Source organism: Streptomyces parvus (assembly GCF_014648875.1).
GTDB classification, from domain to species: domain Bacteria; phylum Actinomycetota; class Actinomycetes; order Streptomycetales; family Streptomycetaceae; genus Streptomyces; species Streptomyces parvus.
Map to the genome: position 1 here is coordinate 23,755 of NZ_BMRY01000006.1, position 17,247 is coordinate 41,001.

Sequence of the window (17,247 nt, forward strand, 5' to 3'; positions counted from 1 at the left end):
GGGCGGGGCCGGTCACGAGGCCTCCTGGCGGTCGGCGGCCATGCCGACGGCGTCCAGCAGCGCGGTGCCCACGATGAGGTCGGCGCCGCCGAACTCGGGGTCGTCCAGCTCCGCACCGTCGTCCACGGCGAAGAGCAGGCGCCGCTCGCCCTGGCGGTAGGCGGTGCCGACGGGCGGGCTGGCGGCGTGGACGGCGAGCAGGGCGACCAGGTACGGCAGGTCGGTGTCGCCGGTGCGTCGGGCCTCGGCGAGCAGTCCGGAGAGCCGGCGCGGGGCGTCGTGCTCCAGGTCGAGCAGGGTCATGGCGCGGGCGAGCTGCTCCTCGCTGAACCGGCTGTCGTCGGGGGTGGCGATCAGATCGGGCTCGGGCATCTCCGCGCCCAGGTGCTCGCGCTCCAGCGGCGGGGTGAGCAGCAGGTCGACCAGGTCCCCGATCCGTACGGAGGTGGGGGTGCGCAGTCCGGTGCCGTGGGCGAAGAACGCGTCGGTGGCCCGGGTGGACTGCTCGACGGGGAGCGGGAGGAGCGGGGCGAGGAGCTGCCCGTACAGATCGAGGCCCGCGTGGGGGGCCGGCGGCGCGAAGGCCTGCCGGTCCTGCTCCGCGCGGAAGAGGGGGCCCGCCTCCAGCAGCCGGGACTGGAGCTGGGTGTGGCGGCGGATGCAGTCCTTGACGATGTCGACGAGCTCGGCGGCCCGGCGCTTGTGCTCGGGGTCCTCGGCCTCGTCGCGGGCCTTGCGGATGTTGGTGAGGATCGCGTTCTCGTGGCGGTAGCGGTCGGCCACGTGGTCGAGGGCCTCGGCGATCATGTCCGGGACGGTGTGGAGCCAGTCGACGGCGCGGACGTTGCGCCGGGTCGCCTCCAGGGTGCGGCGCAGGGTCTCGGCGTACTGCACGGTGCGGTAGCGGGCCTGTTCGGCGGCGAGCTGGGCGTCGGCGAGGCGGCCCCGGCTGATGAGGACCTCCAGCTTCACCTCGGCGGCGATCTGGGCGCTGGTGACATCGGTGTCCAGCGCGCCGACGAGGACGTTGACCGCTTCGTCGGTGGCGCGGAGGTAGACCGTGCCACCGTGGCCGGGGACCTCCTCGATCAGCTTGAAGTCGTAGTCGCGGCGGACGTAGACCCCGTCGGTGTTGAAGGTGCCGTAGACCGCGCGGAAGCCGCGGTCGACGCTGCCGACGTTGATCAGGTTCTCCAGGACCCAGCGGGCGACCCGTTCGTGCTCGGCGACGGGGCGGTCGGGGGCCTGGGCGGCGACGCGGGGCAGCAGCCTGGCCACTATCTGGTCGTGGTCGGCCCCGGTGTCGAAGTCCATGTTGAGCGTGACGTGGTCGATCGCGGCGAGGGCGACCTCCGCCATGGCGTACACCGTGTACTCGCCGGCCAGATTCGCCTTGCGGACGTCCAGGTCGTGCAGCGGCGCCGTGCACGCCAGCGCGCGCAGCCGCCGCGAGAGCCCCTCGTCGGCGGCGGGGCCCGGGGCAGGCCGCGGCCCCGCGCTGAGCTGCGGCGCAGCGGTGTCCGTGTTGGCAGGCGAAGTCACGTGGGACAGATTAGGTCCTCGCACTGACAACGGTCGAAACGGCGTTTATGCGACCGGTCCCGTACGGGGGCTACGACCCTGCGGGGCCGTAGCCCCCGCCGCCCGGTGTGCGCACCACGAGCACGTCTCCGGCCTCCAGTTCGGCGGTGTCGCAGCCCTCCAGCGGGACGACCTCGCCGCCCGCCCGCTCGATGTGCTGCTCCCCGAGCGCTCCCGGCTCCCCGCCGCCGGCTCCGTACGGCGGGACACGGCGGTGGCCGGAGAGCAGGGCGATCGTGACGGGTTCCAGGAAGCGGATGCGGCGCTCGACGCCGTGGCCGCCGTGCCACCGGCCCGTCCCCCCGCTGTCCTCCCGTACGGCGAAGGACTCCAGGCGGACCGGCAGCCGCCACTCCAGGATCTCGGGGTCGGTGAGCCGGGAGTTGGTCATATGGGTCTGCACGGCGTCGGCGCCGTCGAAGCCGTCCCCCGCTCCGGAGCCGCTGGCGATCGTCTCGTAGTACTGGACGTGGTCGTTGCCGAAGGTGAGGTTGTTCATGGTCCCCGAGCCCTCGGCCTGGCCGCCGATCGCCCCGTACAGGGCTCCGGTGACCGCCTGGGAGGTCTCCACGTTGCCCGCGACGGTCGCCGCCGGGTAGCTGGGGTCGAGCATCGAGCCGGGCGGAATGGTCACGTCCAGGGGTTTGAGGCAGCCGCTGTTGAGCGGGATGTCCGCTCCGACGAGGGTGCGGAAGACGTAGAGGACGGCGGCCATGACGACGGAGCGGGGCGCGTTGGCGTTGCCGGGCTGCTGGGGGGAGGTTCCGGTGAAGTCGAGGTGGGCGCCGCGGGCGTCCCGGTCCACGGTGAGGCGGACCTGGATCACGGCGCCGCTGTCGGTCTCGTAGCGGCAGTGGCCGTCGTGGAGTCCGGCGACGATGCGGCGTACGGACTCCTCGGCGTTGTCCTGGACGTGCCCCATGTAGGCGTCCACGACGTCGGGCCCGAACTGGTCGGTCATCCGTCGCAGTTCGGCGATGCCCTTCTCGTTGGCGGCGATCTGGGCGCGCAGGTCGGCGAGGTTGGTGTCCGGGGAGCGGGAGGGGTACGGGGCGGAGGCGAGCAGGTTCCGGGTCTCCTCCTCGCGCAGCCGGCCGTCGCGGACGAGCAGCCAGTTGTCGAAGAGGACGCCCTCCTCGTGGATCGTCCGGCTGAAGGCGGGCATGGAGCCGGGGGTGGTGCCGCCGATCTCGGCGTGGTGGCCGCGCGAGGCGACCAGGAACCGGAGCTTCCCCTCGTCGAAGACGGGCGTGACCACGGTGACGTCGGGCAGGTGGGTGCCACCGTGGTACGGGTCGTTGACGGCGTACACGTCGCCGGGGCGCAGGGTGCCCTCGTTGCGCCGCAGGACCTCTTTGATCGACTCCCCCATGGAGCCGAGATGGACCGGGATGTGCGGGGCGTTGGCGATCAGGTTGCCCTCGGCGTCGAACAGGGCGCAGGAGAAGTCGAGGCGTTCCTTGATGTTGACGGAGTGGGCGGTGTTCTCCAGGCGGACGCCCATCTGCTCGGCGATGGACATGAAGAGGCTGTTGAAGACCTCCAGCAGCACGGGGTCCACTCGGGTGCCGACGGCGGTGCGTTCGGGGCGGGGGCTGCCGCGGGTGAGGACGAGATGTCCGGTGGGGGCCGCTGCGGCCTGCCAGCCGGGGTCGACGACGGTGGTGGAGTCGTCCTCGGCGACGATCGCGGGCCCGGTGACGGTGGCGCCGACGTGCAGGTCCGCCCGCCGATGGAGCGGGGCGCGCTGCCACCGCCCCTCGGCGTACAGGTCCACGGTGTCGGCCGGGGGCGGTGAGGCGTCGTGAGGGTCGGAGCCGGTGACGGGCGCGCTGCCATCGGTCGCGTCGAGGGTCCCCGTGGTGTCCGTGACCCCGGTCGCCCCGGTGGCTTCCACCGAGACCGTCTCGACGACGAGGGGCTTGTCCATCCTGAAGCCGAAACGGGCCCGGTGGGCGGCCGCGAACTCCTCGGCCATGGCGGCCTCCGTGTCCGGGTCCACCGGAAGCGCCGCGTCCGTCCCCGCGTACCGGAGCAGGATCCGGGCGCGGGTGGTGATCGCGGAGTCGGGCACTCCGTCCGCGCGCAGCGCTTCGCGGGTACGGTCGGCCAGCTCGGCGCAGAGCCGCTCCACCCGCTCCCGGCAGGCCGTGTCGAGCTGTTCCTCCACCGACTGCTCGCGCATCGCGGTCGCGTCGGCCAGGCCGATGCCGTACGCGGAGAGCACCCCGGCGAGCGGGGGGACGAGGACGGTGCCGATGCCCAGCGCGTCGGCGACCGCGCAGACGTGCTGGCCGCCCGCGCCGCCGAAACCGGTCAGCGCGTAGCGGGTGACGTCGTGGCCGCGCTGCACGGAGATCTTCTTGACGGCGTTGGCCATGTTGAGCACGGCGATCTCCAGGAAGCCGGCCGCCGCCTCCGCCTCGTCCGGCCGGCTTCCGGTGGCGCGCCCCACCTCGTCGGCGAGCTCGGTGAACCGTTCGCGTACGTGGTCGGCATCGAGTGGAAGGTCGCCGTCCGCGCCGAAGACCGCCGGGAAGTGGGAGGGCTGGACGCGGCCGAGCATCACGTTGGCGTCGGTGACGGTGAGGGGGCCGCCCCGGCGGTAGCAGGCGGGGCCGGGGGCGGCGCCGGCCGAGTCGGGGCCGACGCGGTAGCGGCTGCCGTCGAAGTGCAAGACGGAGCCGCCGCCGGCCGCGACGGTGTGGATGCTCATCATCGGGGCACGCATCCGGACCCCGGCGACCTGCGTCCCCAGTTCGCGTTCGAACTCCCCGGCGTAATGCGACACATCGGTGGAGGTGCCGCCCATGTCGAAGCCGATGACCCGGTCGTGGCCGGCCTGCTGGGAGGTGCGGACCATGCCGACGACGCCTCCGGCCGGTCCGGAGAGGACTGCGTCCTTGCCCCGGAAACGGGTGGCTTCGCGCAGCCCCCCGTTGGACTGGAGGAACATCAGCCGGATCCCGTCGAGGCGGGCGGCGACCTCGTCGACGTACCGGCCGAGGACGGGTGAGAGGTAGGCGTCGACGACCGTGGTGTCGCCCCGGGGGACGAGCCTGATCAGCGGGCTGACCTCGTGGGAGCTGCTGACCTGGGTGAAGCCCGCTTCCCGGGCCGCCTCGGCGACGGCCCGTTCGTGGGCGGGGTGGCGGTAGCCGTGCATGAGGACGACGGCGGCGCTGCGCAGCCCCTCGGCGTGGGCGGCACGCAGTTGTTCGCGTACGGACGCGAGCTCCAGGGGCCGTACGGTGCGGCCGTGGGCGTCGATGCGTTCGGGGACCTCGATCACGCGCTCGTGGACGGAATCGGGCAGGACGATGTGCCGGTCGAAGAGGCGCGGCCGGTTCTGGTACGCGATGCGCAGCGCGTCCCGGAAGCCCTCGGTGATCAGCAGGACGGTCGGTTCGCCCCGCCGCTCCAGCAGGGCGTTGGTGGCGACGGTGGTGCCCATCCGGACGGCGGCGACCCGGTCGGCGGGCACCGGTTCGCCGGGGTCCAGGCCGAGGAGCAGCCTGATTCCGGCGACGGCCGCGTCGTCGTAGCGGCCGGGGTCGTGGGAGAGGAGCTTGCGGGTGATCAGCCGGCCGTCGGGGCGGCGGCCCACGATGTCGGTGAAGGTGCCGCCCCGGTCGATCCAGAACTCCCAGCGTCCGGTCATGGCGCCATTCTGTGCCCGCGCCCATGACCTCGCAGGAGCGGAAGTACTGGCGGGGCTCTCAGTCCAGGAAGAGCGCCGCCAGCCGGGGCAGCCGCCTGCGGTTCGCCTCGTCGTCCTCGGCGTCCCAGCTCTCGCCCTCCGGTGCCGCCGGGCGTATCCGCTCGCGCAGCGCCGCCTCCACCGCCGCGTCGAGCGAGTCGGTCTCGCCCCGGACACGCCGGTAGGCCTCGGTCACCGGCGCGCTCAGCGACTCGTATCCGATCCAGCCTCGCTCGCCTCGGCCCATCCGGACCACCACCGGCAGACCGGCCAGGGAGTCGGGATCGGCGACCGCCCGGGTGAAGGTCTCCCGCCCGAGCAGGGCGAGCCCGTCGCGGAAGTCCATGAAGCCGTCGTCGCCGCAGCCGCCCTCGATGAGGTAGGCCGCGTTCCAGACGGGCCACCGGTAGGCGGAATCGGTCACCCCGACCGCCGTGACGGCGAACGCCGCTATCCGTTCCGGCTCCAGGGCGGCGAGCACGTCCGTCAGCGCGCCCGGCAGCGGATCGTCGGGCGCGTCCCGGTCGTCCGCCCGGTCCCCGACAACGTCACGAGCCCGTTCGACGAGCCCCCACCACTCGTTGCTGTCCATGGGAAAAGCGTAGGAGGAGGGTCTGACAACGACCCTCCTCCTCCGTTCTCGGTCCCTGGCCTCAGACGGCCGACGCGTCCGGCCCGATCCGGCTGCGCACCGCCGTCTGGACCTCGGCCTCCTCGGCCGGGTCGGCGGCGAGGCGGCGCAGGCGTTCGGCGACGCGGATGTCGCCGGTCTCGGCGTGCAGGGCGGCCACCTCGCGAGTGGTCTCCTCGCAGTCCCAGAGGCACTCCACCGCGAATCCGGTCGCGAAGGACGGGTCGGTGGCGGCCAGGGCGCGGGCGGCCCTGCCCCGCAGGTGCGAGGAGGACGTCTCGCGGTAGACGTGGCGCAGGACGGGGGCCGCGCAGGCGATGCCGAGGCGGCCGGCTCCGTCGACGAGGGTCCACAGCCGGGGGGCGTCGGGTCCGTCGCCGCGTACGGCCTCCCGGAGCGCGCCGAGGACTTGGGGAGCGTCCTGGGCGGTGCCTCGGCAGGCGAGCACTCCGGCGGCGGAGGCGCCGAGGGCGTCGGGGCGGTGGGCCCAGCGCCTGGCCCGTTCGACGGCGTCGTCGCCGGTCATCCGCTCGAAGGCGGCGATGGCGGTGTGGGCGACGGTGCGGGAGGGGCTGACGGCGGCGGCCTCGATGAGGTCGAGGACGACGGGTTCGGCGGCTTCCGCGAGGTAGTGCAGGGCGGCGCAGCGGGCGCCTTCGGGGCCGCTGCGGGCGGCCTCGACGATCTGGGGAAGGTCGTCGGGTCCGGCGACGGCGGTGAGGCAGCGGGCCGCGGGGACGTGCAGTTCGCTGCCGCGTTCCAGGGCCTGCTGGGCCCAGTCGAAGACGGCCTGGACGCTCCAGCCGGGGCGGGGGCCCCCGGGGCGCATCTGGCGCTGCCATCGGTCGAACGAGCCCTGTTCGCCGGCGGCCCGGACACGGGCGCCGACCGCTTCGCGAGGGTCGTCGGCCCAAAGCCGCCAGGGTCGCGGCTCGAAGGAGTCGCGTACGGCGGCGGCGAGGTCGGCCGCGCCCTCGTCGGTGACCGGGAAGCGGGCGAGGACGGGCAGCGCGAGGGAGCGCAGGCCGGCGTCGTCGTCGCGCAGGGCCAGCTCGTCCAGGGCCCAGGCCCAGTTGGCGCCGGTGGCCGCGTAGCGGCGGAGCAGGGCCAGGGCGTCGTCGCGTCCGTAGGAGGCGAGGTGGCCGAGGACGGAGAGCGCCAGACCCGTGCGGGAGTCGTCGGTATCGATGTGGTCGTCGGGATCGGCGAGGTGCCGCTCGATCTCCTCGATACCGCCGTCGAGGTCGAGGTAGAGACGGGCGTAGTAGAGGGAGCGGTTCTCCACCTGCCAGTCGTGGCGGGGGTCGCTCACGACGCAGTGGTTGAGGGCCGCGAGGGCCTCGGGGCGTGGTGCGGCGAGCGCGTGGAGCGTGCCGTCGCCGCGGCCCCTCTGCAGCAGGCCGAGCAGGGTGCCGCTCGGCGCTATGAACGGATCGAACATGGGAGAAAGCCTCACATCAAGCTGTCGACGCAACCGGGACTGTGCAGTGCCCCGTGCCTCTCGGCACGTGGGGGTGTCCGGGGGACACCGCTACGCCGCGCAGTGACATGATCGGCCGACCGCCGTCTTTCGCCTGGTGTAGAGCATCTTCCTCTGCCTCTCGTCGGTGGCCCTGAGCGGGCCCGCGACGTCATGATGACCCAGCCATTTCGCCACCGCGACCACATTTACGACGGACCGGTCAGCGAAGCCCACGGCGGACGCGCCCAGCGGCGCCCCCGCCGGTGTCTCACCGCGCACCGAAGCGTTCCAGCAGGTCGGACTTGCCGAACATCCGGGCCGTGTCCAGCGCGGACGGTGTTCCGGCGGCCGGGTCGGCGCCGGCGGCGAGCAGGGCGTCGATGACGGCGTCCTCGCCCTTGAAGACGGCTCCGGCCAGCGGGGTCTGGCCCCGGTCGTTGGCCCGGTCCGGGTCGGCGTCGCGGGCGACGAGGGCGGCGACCGTGGCGGCGTGCCCGTGGTAGGCGGCGAGCATCAGGAGCGTGTCGCCCCGGTCGTTGGTGAGGTTGGCGGGGACTCCGGCCTCGACGTACGCGGTGAGGGCCTCGGTGTCGCCGGTGCGGGCCAGGTCGAAGACCTTGGTCGCCAGCTCGACCACCTCGGGATCGGGGGTTTCGCTCATCGGGACAAAGCCGCCTTCCTTTGACTGCTGCCACGGCTCACCGCCGTGGTTGACCTGGTGGGGAGTACGGCGGGGGGCCGTACGAGTGAATCGACAGGGTACTGCTCCCGGGCCGACATGACCCGGCCCGGATACGGCAAGGGATCACCGCGGCTGATCCTGCCCGGCACGGACCGGGTGATGCCGCTCCCCGGGGGCCGACTTCTGTGAGCCAGTCAAGTGAAAGCGCGGGATATTCACTCGATTGCACCTTTTGTCGTATAGATACTTCCCGTGATCATGGAAGGACTCATGGTGACTGTCCCCTTCAACCAGGAGAGAACCGCTCATGATCCTTTCCATCTCGGGCGTGGTCCTGCTCGCCATCATCGTCTTCCTGTTCTTCAAGAAGGACGGGCTCAAGGCCTCCCACGCCATCGTCTGCGCCCTGTTCGGCTTCTACCTGGCCGGCACCGCCATCGCCCCGAGCATCACGGCGGGCGGGGCGAGCCTCGCCGGCCTGCTGGGCGGGATCAAGTTCTGACGCTCCGCAACCGCTCCCACCCCTTCAGGAGACCGACGTGGCCCGGCGACCACTCCCCCGCATTCTGAGCAGCGGCAGCGCTTCGATCACTCGCAGCAGAGAGATCGCGCGCACGGCCGCCGACAGTGCCACCGATGTCCTCCATCCGCTGATCACGGTGGTCCGCGGACTGCGGCTGCTGGCCGTGTCAGGCCGGCAGAAGTGGGTCGCCACCCCCAAGGAACGGCGTGGTCCCAAGCTGTTCCTCGGCGCGGCCTGCGTGCTGGTGGTGGCGCTCGTCCCGTACGGGCCGATCCTGGCCCTGATCACGGTGATGGGCGCCGCCGCGTGGAAGGGGCGGGAGCGGACCCCCGTGCGGACCGGGCCCGACGAGTCCGAGACCGCGCGTCTGCGGTCCCTGTACGAGGCGCTCGTGCCGTACTTCTCCACGGCCGACGACCCCGATCCGCTGTTCGCGCACGGCGGCGACTGGTCGAAGGCCTTCGACGCGTACGCCTTCGACCAGGACGGGCGGCTCACCCGCCTCCGGATCTCCTACCCCGCGTACTTCACGGACGGCGAGGCCGCCGCCCGCTCGCGGATCGAGCAGCTGCTCCACACCAAGTCCGGCCGGGGCCGCGAGTACCACTTCGGCTGGGACGAGGAGGCCAACCGTCTCGTCCTGACCGTGCTGGACGCCCTCTCCACGACGGTCGCCGCCCAGCGCTTCGTCACCGCCCCCGGTGAGACGGTCCTCGGCTTCACCGACCCGGACTCCGTCTCGCGCACCGTCCCCGTGCTCGACGGCGACACCACGGTGGACGCCTCGCCCGTCGTCTGGCGGACCGGCGGCCGCTCCACCGAACCGCATCTGCTGGCCGTCGGACAGCCCGGCGGCGGCACCACGACCCTGGTCCGCTCGATCGCCCTCCAGGCCCTCCAGAACGGCGACGTGATCATCGTCGACGGCGGCGGGAGCGGCGAGTACGCCGCTCTCACCGGCCGCAACGGCGTCCTCGCCGTGGAGTCCGGGCTCGGCGGGGCGCTGGCCACCCTGGAGTGGGCGGCGCACGAGACGGAGCGCCGCCTGATCACCGCCAATCTGGCCCGGCAGAGCGGCCGTCCGGCGCCGGACGACATCCGCCGCCCGCTGTGGATCCTGCTGGACCGCCCCGGTGTCCTCGGTCATCTCGCGGCGGCCGACGGCAGGCCCGACCCGCAGGAGCTGCTCCGGATCCCGCTGCGGCACGGCCGGGCCGCCCAGGTCACCGTCGTGCTGGCCGAGCAGTTCGACGCGCTGGACACCCTCACGGAGACCGTCCGGACCCACACCCGCGCCCGCGCCGTCCTCGGACCGGCCTCCCCCGAGCAGATCGAGGCCGTCCTCGGCGCAGGGCCGCACACCACTCCCCCGCCCGAGGTCCCCGCGGGCCGCGGCTACGTCCGGCTCGGCGCGGGACCGGTCCTACGGCTCCAGGTGCCCGCCACCCCGGACCCGTACGACGACGCGACGAGCGACGCGCACCGGCAGGCGGTGCTCGACCTGCTGCCCGGCCGGGGCGACCCGATGGAGGCGGCGCCCGTGCCGGAGCCCGCCGACGAGGGCCCGGCGACGGCACCGGTGCCCGTGGCCGCGGAAACGGCGGCCGTTCCGGTGGAGGCGATGGTCGGCGAGGCGCGGCCGGGCGAGCCGCTGGCGAAGGCGCAGCCGGCGGGCGCCGAGAGCTGAGCGGGCGCACGCGAACAGCAGCACGGCGGGCGGGGAGCGGGCCTGATGGTCCGCTCCCCGCCCGCCGTCGTCGTGCCGGCCCTCAGGCCACGAAGGAGCGCGGGGTGTCTGCCCCCGCGCCCGCCCCGGAGCGCACCAGGTCGACCGCCGCGGCCAGTCGTACGGCCGCCTCGTCCGCGACCGGCCCGCTCACCGTGAACGGCAGCCGTACGTACCCCTCGAAGGCGCCGTCGACCCCGAAGCGAGGGCCTGACGGCACGCGGACGCCGACGCGTTCGCCCGCCACGGCCAGCCGCGACCCGGAGATACCGCCGGTGCGCACCCACAGTGTCAGCCCGCCGCGCGGCACGGTGAACTCCCAGTCCGGCAGCTCCCGGCGCACAGCCGCGACCAGGGCGTCCCGGTTCTCCCGGGCCTGGCTCCGCCGGACCTCGACGGCCTGTTCCCAGCCGCCGGTGCTCATCAGCCAGTTGATGGCGAGCTGTTCCAGGACGGGCGTGCCCATGTCGGCGTAGGCGCGGGCGGCGACCAGGCTGCGGATGACGTCCGGGGCAGCGCGCACCCAGCCGATGCGCATACCGGCCCAGAAGGCCTTGCTGGCCGAGCCGACGGTGAGGACCGTGCTGCCGGCCGGGTCGAAGGCGCAGACCCGGCGCGGCATGTCGATGTCGGCGTCCAGGCGGAGTTCGTTCATGGTCTCGTCGACGACGAGGACCGTTCCGGCGGACCGGGCCGCCTCCACCAGATCGCGGCGCTGCTGCTCGTCGGCGAGCGCGCCGGTGGGGTTGTGGAAGTCGGCGACCACATAGGCGAGCCGGGGTGCGGCGTCCCGCAGCACCTGGCGCCAGCGGTTCATGTCCCAGCCGCCGAGCCCCTCCTGCATCGCGACCGGGACGAGTCGGGCGCCCGTCTCGCGCATGAGCTGGAGGATGTTGGCGTAACTGGGGGACTCGACCGCGATCCGTTCGCCGCGACCCGCGAAGAGGTGGCAGATCGCGTCGATGGCGCCCATCGCGCCGGTGGTGACCATGATCTGTTCGGGCATGGTCGGGATGCCGAGGGCGGTGTAGCGGTCGGCGATCATCTGCCGCAGGGCGGGCAGCCCGGCCGGGTAGTCGCCGTGCGTGTGGGCGTACGGCGGCAGCTCCTCCAGCGCCCCCTGAACCGCCCGGGTCAGCCAGGGCTCGGGCGCGGGCAGGGCCGCGCAGCCCAGGTCGATCATCGAGCCGAGCGACTCCGGCGGCAGCGGTTCGAGGCCGCGGGCGGGCAGCGGGTTGCCGGCCGGGACGGCGGTCCAGCTGCCCGCGCCGCGCCGCGACTCCAGGAACCCTTCGGCGCGCAGGGCCTCGTAGGCGGCGGCGACGGTCGTGCGGCTCACCGACAGGGCGAGGGCCAGTTCGCGTTCGGCGGGGAGCCGGGCGGCGACCGGAACCCGGCCTTCCAGGACGAGCAGCCGTACGCCGTCGGCGAGCGCGCGGTACGCGGGCGGCTTGCGGCCGCCGGGGCCGGTGGGCCGGGCCTGTTGTGACCGGAGCTGCCGGGCGAGCTGGGCCGCTCCCACCGTCGATGTCCACTGCGCCATCGAAATCAGTCCACCTTCCTCGAATTGGCCATAGTTGGTGGCCGATCCCCTGCCACAGAGTGACATGAAGCAGTCCACCATCACTACATCAGGGGGCACAACGTGGCCAGGACCACCGACCGGAGCACCACTCATCTCACCCGGCGGCTGGTCCAGCTGTACGTCGGTCTGGCGCTGTACGGGGCGAGCTCCGCGCTCCTGGTGCGCGCGGGGCTGGGTCTGGAGCCGTGGGGTGTGCTGCACCAGGGCCTCGCGGAGCTGACCGGGATCTCGATCGGCGTGGTGTCGATCATCGTGGGGGCGGTGGTGCTGCTGCTGTGGATCCCGCTGCGCCAGCGGCCGGGGCTCGGCACCGTGTCGAACGTCTTCGTGGTCGGTCTCGCGATGGACGGGACGCTCGCGGTGGTCGGCGACCTGGACGCGCTCGCCGTCCGTATCCCGGTGCTGGTGCTCGGCATCGTCCTCAACGGCGTGGCGACCGGGCTGTACATCGCGGCCCGGTTCGGCCCCGGCCCCCGGGACGGTCTGATGACCGGGCTGAACCAGATCACCGGCCGCTCGATCCGGCTGGTCCGGACGGCGATCGAGGTGGCGGTCGTGGTGACCGGCTTCCTGCTGGGCGGTTCGCTGGGGGCGGGCACGGTGCTGTACGCGCTGGCCATCGGCCCGCTGGCCCAGCTGTTCCTGCGGCTGTTCGCGCTCCCCGAGGCTTCCGGCCCGGGTGTCACCGTCGCCTCGGGCGAGCCGTCCACCCCCGCGCCGGCCGCCGGTTCCGGGCCCGTTGCCGCTCCGACGTCCGGGCAGGCCATACTGCCGCAGTGAAGCCGAGCCACCCCTATCTGGACCATCCGACGCCGATCGCCTTCGCCCATCGCGGCGGGGCGGCGGACGGTGTGGAGAACACCGTGACCGCCTTCCGCCGGGCGTGGGACGCGGGCTACCGCTACTTCGAGACCGACGTCCACACCACGGCGGACGGCCGGCTGGTCGCCTTCCACGACACGACGCTGGACCGGGTCACCGACGCCCGGGGCCGGATCGCCGAACTCCCCTGGAGCGAGGTGAGCCGGGCCCGGGTCGGGGGCGGCGAACCGCTCCCGCTCTTCGAGGAGCTGCTGGAGGAGTTCCCCGAGGCCCGCTGGAACGTGGACCTGAAGGCCGAATCGGCGCTGGCGCCGCTGCTCGGGCTGATCCGCCGGACCGACGCCTGGGACCGGATCTGTGTCGGCTCGTTCTCGGAGGCGCGGGTGGCCCGCGCACAGCGACTGGCGGGTCCCCGGCTGGCGACGTCGTACGGGGTGGGGGGCGTCCTCGCGCTGCGGCTGCGTTCGTACGGGATCCCGGCGCCGCTGCGCGCGGGCGCGGTCTGCGCGCAGGTCCCCGAGCGGCAGGGCCCCGTCCCGGTGGTGGACGCCCGCTTCGTCCGCACGGCGCACGCGCTGGGGCTCCAGGTGCACGTCTGGACGGTGAACGAACCGGAGCGGATGGCGGCGCTCCTGGACCTCGGAGTGGATGGCATCATGACCGATCACATCGAGACGCTGCGTACGGTGCTGAGCGAGCGGGGGGCCTGGTCCTGACGCCCGGTCCGTCCACGTCCACCGGGGACGAGCGAGGGGACGCGGGGATGAACACGGGGACAGCGGGGAAGGCCGATCCTTCGGGGCAGCCGCCGGACGGCACCTCGGCCGCCGCCCGCAAGCGCGAGCAGCAGGGCTGGTACTTCTACGACTTCGCGTGCTCCGTCTACTCCACCAGCGTGCTGACCGTCTTCCTCGGTCCGTATCTGACGTCGGTCGCCAAGGCCGCGGCGGACCCGGACGGCTTTGTGCACCCGCTGGGCATACCCGTGCGCGCGGGCTCGCTGTTCGCGTACTCCGTCTCGGCGTCCATCGTGGTGGCCGTGATCCTGATGCCGATCGTGGGCGCGGCGGCCGACCGTACGGGGCGCAAGAAGCCGCTGCTGGCGGCGGCCGCGTACACCGGGGCGGCGGCGACGGCCGGGATGTTCTTCCTGGACGGCCACCGCTATCTGCTGGGCGCCTTCCTGCTGATCGTGGCGAACGCGTCGATCTCCGTGTCGATGGTCCTGTACAACGCCTATCTGCCTCAGATCGCCGAGCCGGAGGAGCGCGACGCGGTCTCCTCGCGCGGCTGGGCCTTCGGCTACACCTCGGGGGCCCTCGTCCTGGTCCTCAATCTGATCCTGTACACCGGTCACGACTCCTTCGGGCTCGCGGAGTCCGACGCGGTGCGGATCTGTCTGGCCTCGGCCGGCGTGTGGTGGGGCGCGTTCACCCTCGTACCGCTGCGCCGGCTGCGCGACCGCCGGGTGCGGCCGGACGGCGAGGGGGCGGTCGGCTCCGGCTGGAAGCAGCTGCGGGCCACCCTGCGCGACATGCGGCGCCACCCGCTCACGCTCTCGTTCCTGCTGGCCTATCTCGTCTACAACGACGGGATCCAGACGGTGATCTCGCAGGCCTCGCTGTACGGCTCCGAGGAGCTGGGCCTGGACCAGACGACGCTGATCGTCGCGGTGCTGCTGGTGCAGATCCTGGCGGTGGCGGGGGCGCTCGGCATGGGGCGGCTCGCCCGTACGTACGGCGCGAAGCGCACGATTCTGGGGTCGCTGATCGTATGGACCCTGATCCTGCTCTCCGCCTATCTGCTGCCCGCCGACGCGCCGGTGTTCTTCTTCGTCCTGGCGGCGGCGATCGGGCTGGTGCTGGGCGGGAGCCAGGCCCTGTCCCGGTCGCTGTTCTCGCATCTGGTGCCGCGCGGCAAGGAGGCGGAGTACTTCTCCGCGTACGAGATGAGCGACCGCGGTCTGAGCTGGCTGGGGCCCCTGGTGTTCGGTCTGGCGTACCAGCTGACCGGCAGCTACCGGGACGCGATCATCTCGCTGGTGGCGTTCTTCGCCCTCGGCGCGGTGCTGCTCGCGCGGGTCCCGGTGAGGCGCGCGGTGGAGGCCGCGGGCAACCCCGTGCCGGAACGGATTTAGACGTTGAAGTCAAAGGCCGGTAGTATACGTCTTTGGCCTGCCCGGAGGACCGTTACTGCCAGTGGAAGCGGTTCAACCGTTGGGTGACAACATCCACCAGAGGTGACAAACCGGGCATGGGCGGGTACTCAACCCAGATAAAGCAGCGGCACGACGGGCGACGTATGACCCGCAACGGGAATCTTTACCGCCGACCGGACGTTGACCGGATGACGACGACAGCGACATTTTGTCCTGTGGGCGACAAGCCCGGGAGGCACGATTCATGAGTGAGCGAGCTCTCCGCGGCACGCGACTTGTGGTTACCAGCTACGAGACGGACCGCGGCATCGATCTGGCCCCGCGCCAGGCGGTGGAGTACGCATGCCAGAACGGACATCGTTTTGAGATGCCGTTCTCGGTAGAGGCAGAGATTCCGCCGGAGTGGGAGTGCAAGGCGTGCGGCGCCCAGGCACTCCTGGTGGACGGGGACGGCCCCGAAGAGAAGAAGGGCAAGCCGGCGCGCACGCACTGGGACATGCTCATGGAGCGGCGCACCCGCGAGGAGCTGGAAGAGGTGCTGGCCGAGAGGCTGGCGGTTCTCCGTTCCGGAGCCATGAACATCGCCGTGCACCCGCGGGACAGCAGGAAGTCTGCCTGACCGCGTAACACCGCACAGCAGCACAGCACCAAGAGCCGCGGGCCGTGACACAGAACATGTGTCACGGCCCGCGGCTCTTGTGCGGTAGGCCACCAGGGCGCGGGGCCCTCGGGGCGTGAGGCCCGTGGTTCCGGTCTCAGGGCGTGAGGGGCGGGCGCCGGTCCTGGGGGGCGTCGTCGGGTCCGCCGGGCGTCCGGGGGCCGTCGTCGCGGATGACCTCGCCCTGGACGACCTTGCCGTCCGGGCGGTGCATCCTGGCCTGCTGGAACGCGTCCCCGAGGCTGCCGGGCGTCGCCTCCCGCATCCGGCGTTCCAGCGAGCGCTCCGCGTAACGGCTGATCATGGTGCGCACCGGCGGTACGAGCAGGAGCAGCCCGGCCGCGTCCGAGATCAGTCCGGGGATCAGGAGCAGCAGCCCGCCCAGCATCAGCAGCCCGTTGCCCCGGGTGCCGCTGCCGCCGGCGGGGGCACCCGGCGGCGTGGCGGGAGCGCCGGGCTGTCCCGGCATCTGCTGGAGGGTCTCGGTGAGGTTCTTGAAGGCGCGCCGGCCGGCGCTCTTGATGACCACGGTGCCGAGCGCGGCCCCGGCCACCAGGATCAACAGGACCACGAGGCCGCCCGCGGCCGAGGCGACCAGGGTCAGGAGCCAGATCTCCAGGACCAGCCAGGCGGCCAGGGCCGGCGGCAGGAATCTACGGGCGCGCGAGCGCCGGGGACGGGTCGGGGGCGGAGTGCCGGTCGTCATGCCCCCAGTGTGCCCGTACCGGCGTGCAAACGGCGTAAGAGGGTGATCATGAAGCGGACCGGCGGGCGGGCCCCGGGCGCGGTTCCCGGCGCAGCCCTCGGTCGCGGGTCCCGGGGGCCGTCAGAGGGTCTTGCGGCCCAGGACCTTGTTGGCGCGGGAGGTGATTCCCCAGCCGGTGACCCGCCAGAGCGCCTCGACGAGGATGTCCCGGCTCATCTTGGAGTCGCCGACCTCCCGGTCGACGAAGGTGATGGGGACCTCGACGACGTGATAGCCCGCCTCGACCGCGCGTCGGGCGAGGTCCACCTGGAAGCAGTAGCCCTGCGAGGCGACCTCGCCGAGCCCGAGGCCGTTCAGCGTCTCGGTGCGGAAGGCGCGGTAGCCGCCGGTGACGTCCCGGACGGTGAGGCCGAGGGCGAGCCGGGAGTAGAGGCTGCCGCCGCGCGAGATGACCTCGCGGCTCTTGGGCCAGTTGACCACCCGGCCGCCCGGCACCCAGCGGGAGCCCAGGACCAGGTCGGCGCCCTTGAGCGCGGTGAGCAGCCGGGGCAGTTCCTCGGGCTGGTGGGAGCCGTCGGCGTCCATCTCTACGAGGACGCCGTAGCCGTGCTCGGAGCCCCAGGCGAAGCCCGCGAGGTAGGCGGCGCCGAGCCCTTCCTTGCCCTTGCGGTGCAGGACGTGGACCTGGTCGTCGGCGGCGGCGATCTCGTCGGCCGCCTTGCCGGTGCCGTCGGGGCTGTTGTCGTCGGCCACCAGGATGTCGGCGTCCGGGACGGCGGTGCGCACCCGGTCGACGATCGGCTTGATGTTCTCGACCTCGTTGTAGGTCGGGATGATCACCAGCACCTTGCCGAGCGGGCCGAACTGCCTCTGACCGCCGTCGTTCACTACTGCCCCTTAGAGTCCGTACACAGGGGGACACCATATCCAGCGCACCGGCCGGAAGGTCGCGCCCCCACGGCGGAACTGCGGATCGGGGCCCGGCGCCCTTCGGGCCGACCTGGGACCCGCTG

14 protein-coding genes are annotated in these 17,247 nt (G+C 72.8%); 6 read left to right on the forward strand and 8 right to left on the reverse strand.

The window, feature by feature from the left end; genetic code table 11:
* Positions 1 to 12 precede the first annotated feature (12 nt).
* The 5 genes from IE140_RS19345 to IE140_RS36410 all read right to left on the reverse strand — a co-directional run bounded on the left by IE140_RS19345 (position 13) and on the right by IE140_RS36410 (position 8,035).
* Complete coding sequence (locus IE140_RS19345; RefSeq protein ID WP_032768269.1) at positions 13 to 1,542, reverse strand: hypothetical protein; 1,530 nt, start codon at positions 1,540 to 1,542, stop codon at positions 13 to 15.
* Between the two features lie 70 nt (positions 1,543 to 1,612).
* Positions 1,613 to 5,242 (reverse strand): hydantoinase B/oxoprolinase family protein, encoded by a 3,630-nt coding sequence (locus IE140_RS19350; protein WP_150196688.1) that lies wholly within the window; start codon positions 5,240 to 5,242, stop codon positions 1,613 to 1,615.
* A 58-nt stretch (positions 5,243 to 5,300) separates the two neighbouring features.
* Positions 5,301 to 5,873 (reverse strand): DUF4240 domain-containing protein, encoded by a 573-nt coding sequence (locus IE140_RS19355; RefSeq protein ID WP_093439567.1) that lies wholly within the window; start codon positions 5,871 to 5,873, stop codon positions 5,301 to 5,303.
* A 61-nt stretch (positions 5,874 to 5,934) separates the two neighbouring features.
* Complete coding sequence (locus IE140_RS19360; protein ID WP_150196687.1) at positions 5,935 to 7,353, reverse strand: HEAT repeat domain-containing protein; 1,419 nt, start codon at positions 7,351 to 7,353, stop codon at positions 5,935 to 5,937.
* 289 nt (positions 7,354 to 7,642) lie between these two features.
* Positions 7,643 to 8,035, reverse strand: a complete 393-nt coding sequence (locus IE140_RS36410) for an ankyrin repeat domain-containing protein (protein ID WP_006123108.1) — start codon at positions 8,033 to 8,035, stop codon at positions 7,643 to 7,645.
* Between the two features lie 328 nt (positions 8,036 to 8,363).
* Between IE140_RS36410 and IE140_RS19370 the strand changes: the two genes are divergently transcribed.
* Positions 8,364 to 8,558 (forward strand): hypothetical protein, encoded by a 195-nt coding sequence (locus IE140_RS19370; protein WP_006123109.1) that lies wholly within the window; start codon positions 8,364 to 8,366, stop codon positions 8,556 to 8,558.
* A gap of 37 nt (positions 8,559 to 8,595) precedes the next feature.
* The gene (locus IE140_RS19375; protein WP_150196686.1) at positions 8,596 to 10,266 is read left to right on the forward strand and encodes a hypothetical protein; all 1,671 of its coding nucleotides are present in this window, start codon (positions 8,596 to 8,598) and stop codon (positions 10,264 to 10,266) included.
* 82 nt (positions 10,267 to 10,348) lie between these two features.
* Here IE140_RS19375 and IE140_RS19380 read toward each other — a convergent pair whose 3' ends face one another.
* Positions 10,349 to 11,848: an SCO1417 family PLP biosynthesis transcription factor gene (locus IE140_RS19380; RefSeq protein ID WP_093809160.1), complete on the reverse strand. Its 1,500-nt coding sequence runs from the start codon at positions 11,846 to 11,848 to the stop codon at positions 10,349 to 10,351.
* A gap of 102 nt (positions 11,849 to 11,950) precedes the next feature.
* Between IE140_RS19380 and yczE the strand changes: the two genes are divergently transcribed.
* The 4 genes from yczE (at position 11,951) to IE140_RS19400 (ending at position 15,489) form a co-directional block, all read left to right on the forward strand.
* Positions 11,951 to 12,670 carry a membrane protein YczE gene (gene yczE / locus IE140_RS19385; protein WP_150196685.1) on the forward strand — a complete coding sequence of 240 codons (720 nt, stop codon included), beginning with the start codon at positions 11,951 to 11,953 and terminating at the stop codon, positions 12,668 to 12,670.
* Positions 12,667 to 13,428 (forward strand): glycerophosphodiester phosphodiesterase family protein, encoded by a 762-nt coding sequence (locus IE140_RS19390; protein ID WP_150196684.1) that lies wholly within the window; start codon positions 12,667 to 12,669, stop codon positions 13,426 to 13,428. Before yczE ends, IE140_RS19390 begins: the two co-directional genes overlap by 4 nt.
* 47 nt (positions 13,429 to 13,475) lie before the next feature.
* Positions 13,476 to 14,849 carry an MFS transporter gene (locus IE140_RS19395; RefSeq protein ID WP_150196683.1) on the forward strand — a complete coding sequence of 458 codons (1,374 nt, stop codon included), beginning with the start codon at positions 13,476 to 13,478 and terminating at the stop codon, positions 14,847 to 14,849.
* 265 nt (positions 14,850 to 15,114) lie between these two features.
* On the forward strand, positions 15,115 to 15,489 hold the full coding sequence (locus tag IE140_RS19400) for an RNA polymerase-binding protein RbpA (protein WP_003959706.1): 375 nt from the start codon (positions 15,115 to 15,117) through the stop codon (positions 15,487 to 15,489).
* A gap of 136 nt (positions 15,490 to 15,625) precedes the next feature.
* Here IE140_RS19400 and fxsA read toward each other — a convergent pair whose 3' ends face one another.
* Entirely contained in the window at positions 15,626 to 16,234 is a 609-nt protein-coding gene (fxsA, locus tag IE140_RS19405) for an FxsA family membrane protein (protein ID WP_150196682.1), read from the reverse strand.
* 120 nt (positions 16,235 to 16,354) lie between these two features.
* Complete coding sequence (locus tag IE140_RS19410; protein WP_150196681.1) at positions 16,355 to 17,122, reverse strand: polyprenol monophosphomannose synthase; 768 nt, start codon at positions 17,120 to 17,122, stop codon at positions 16,355 to 16,357.
* Positions 17,123 to 17,247 lie beyond the last annotated feature (125 nt).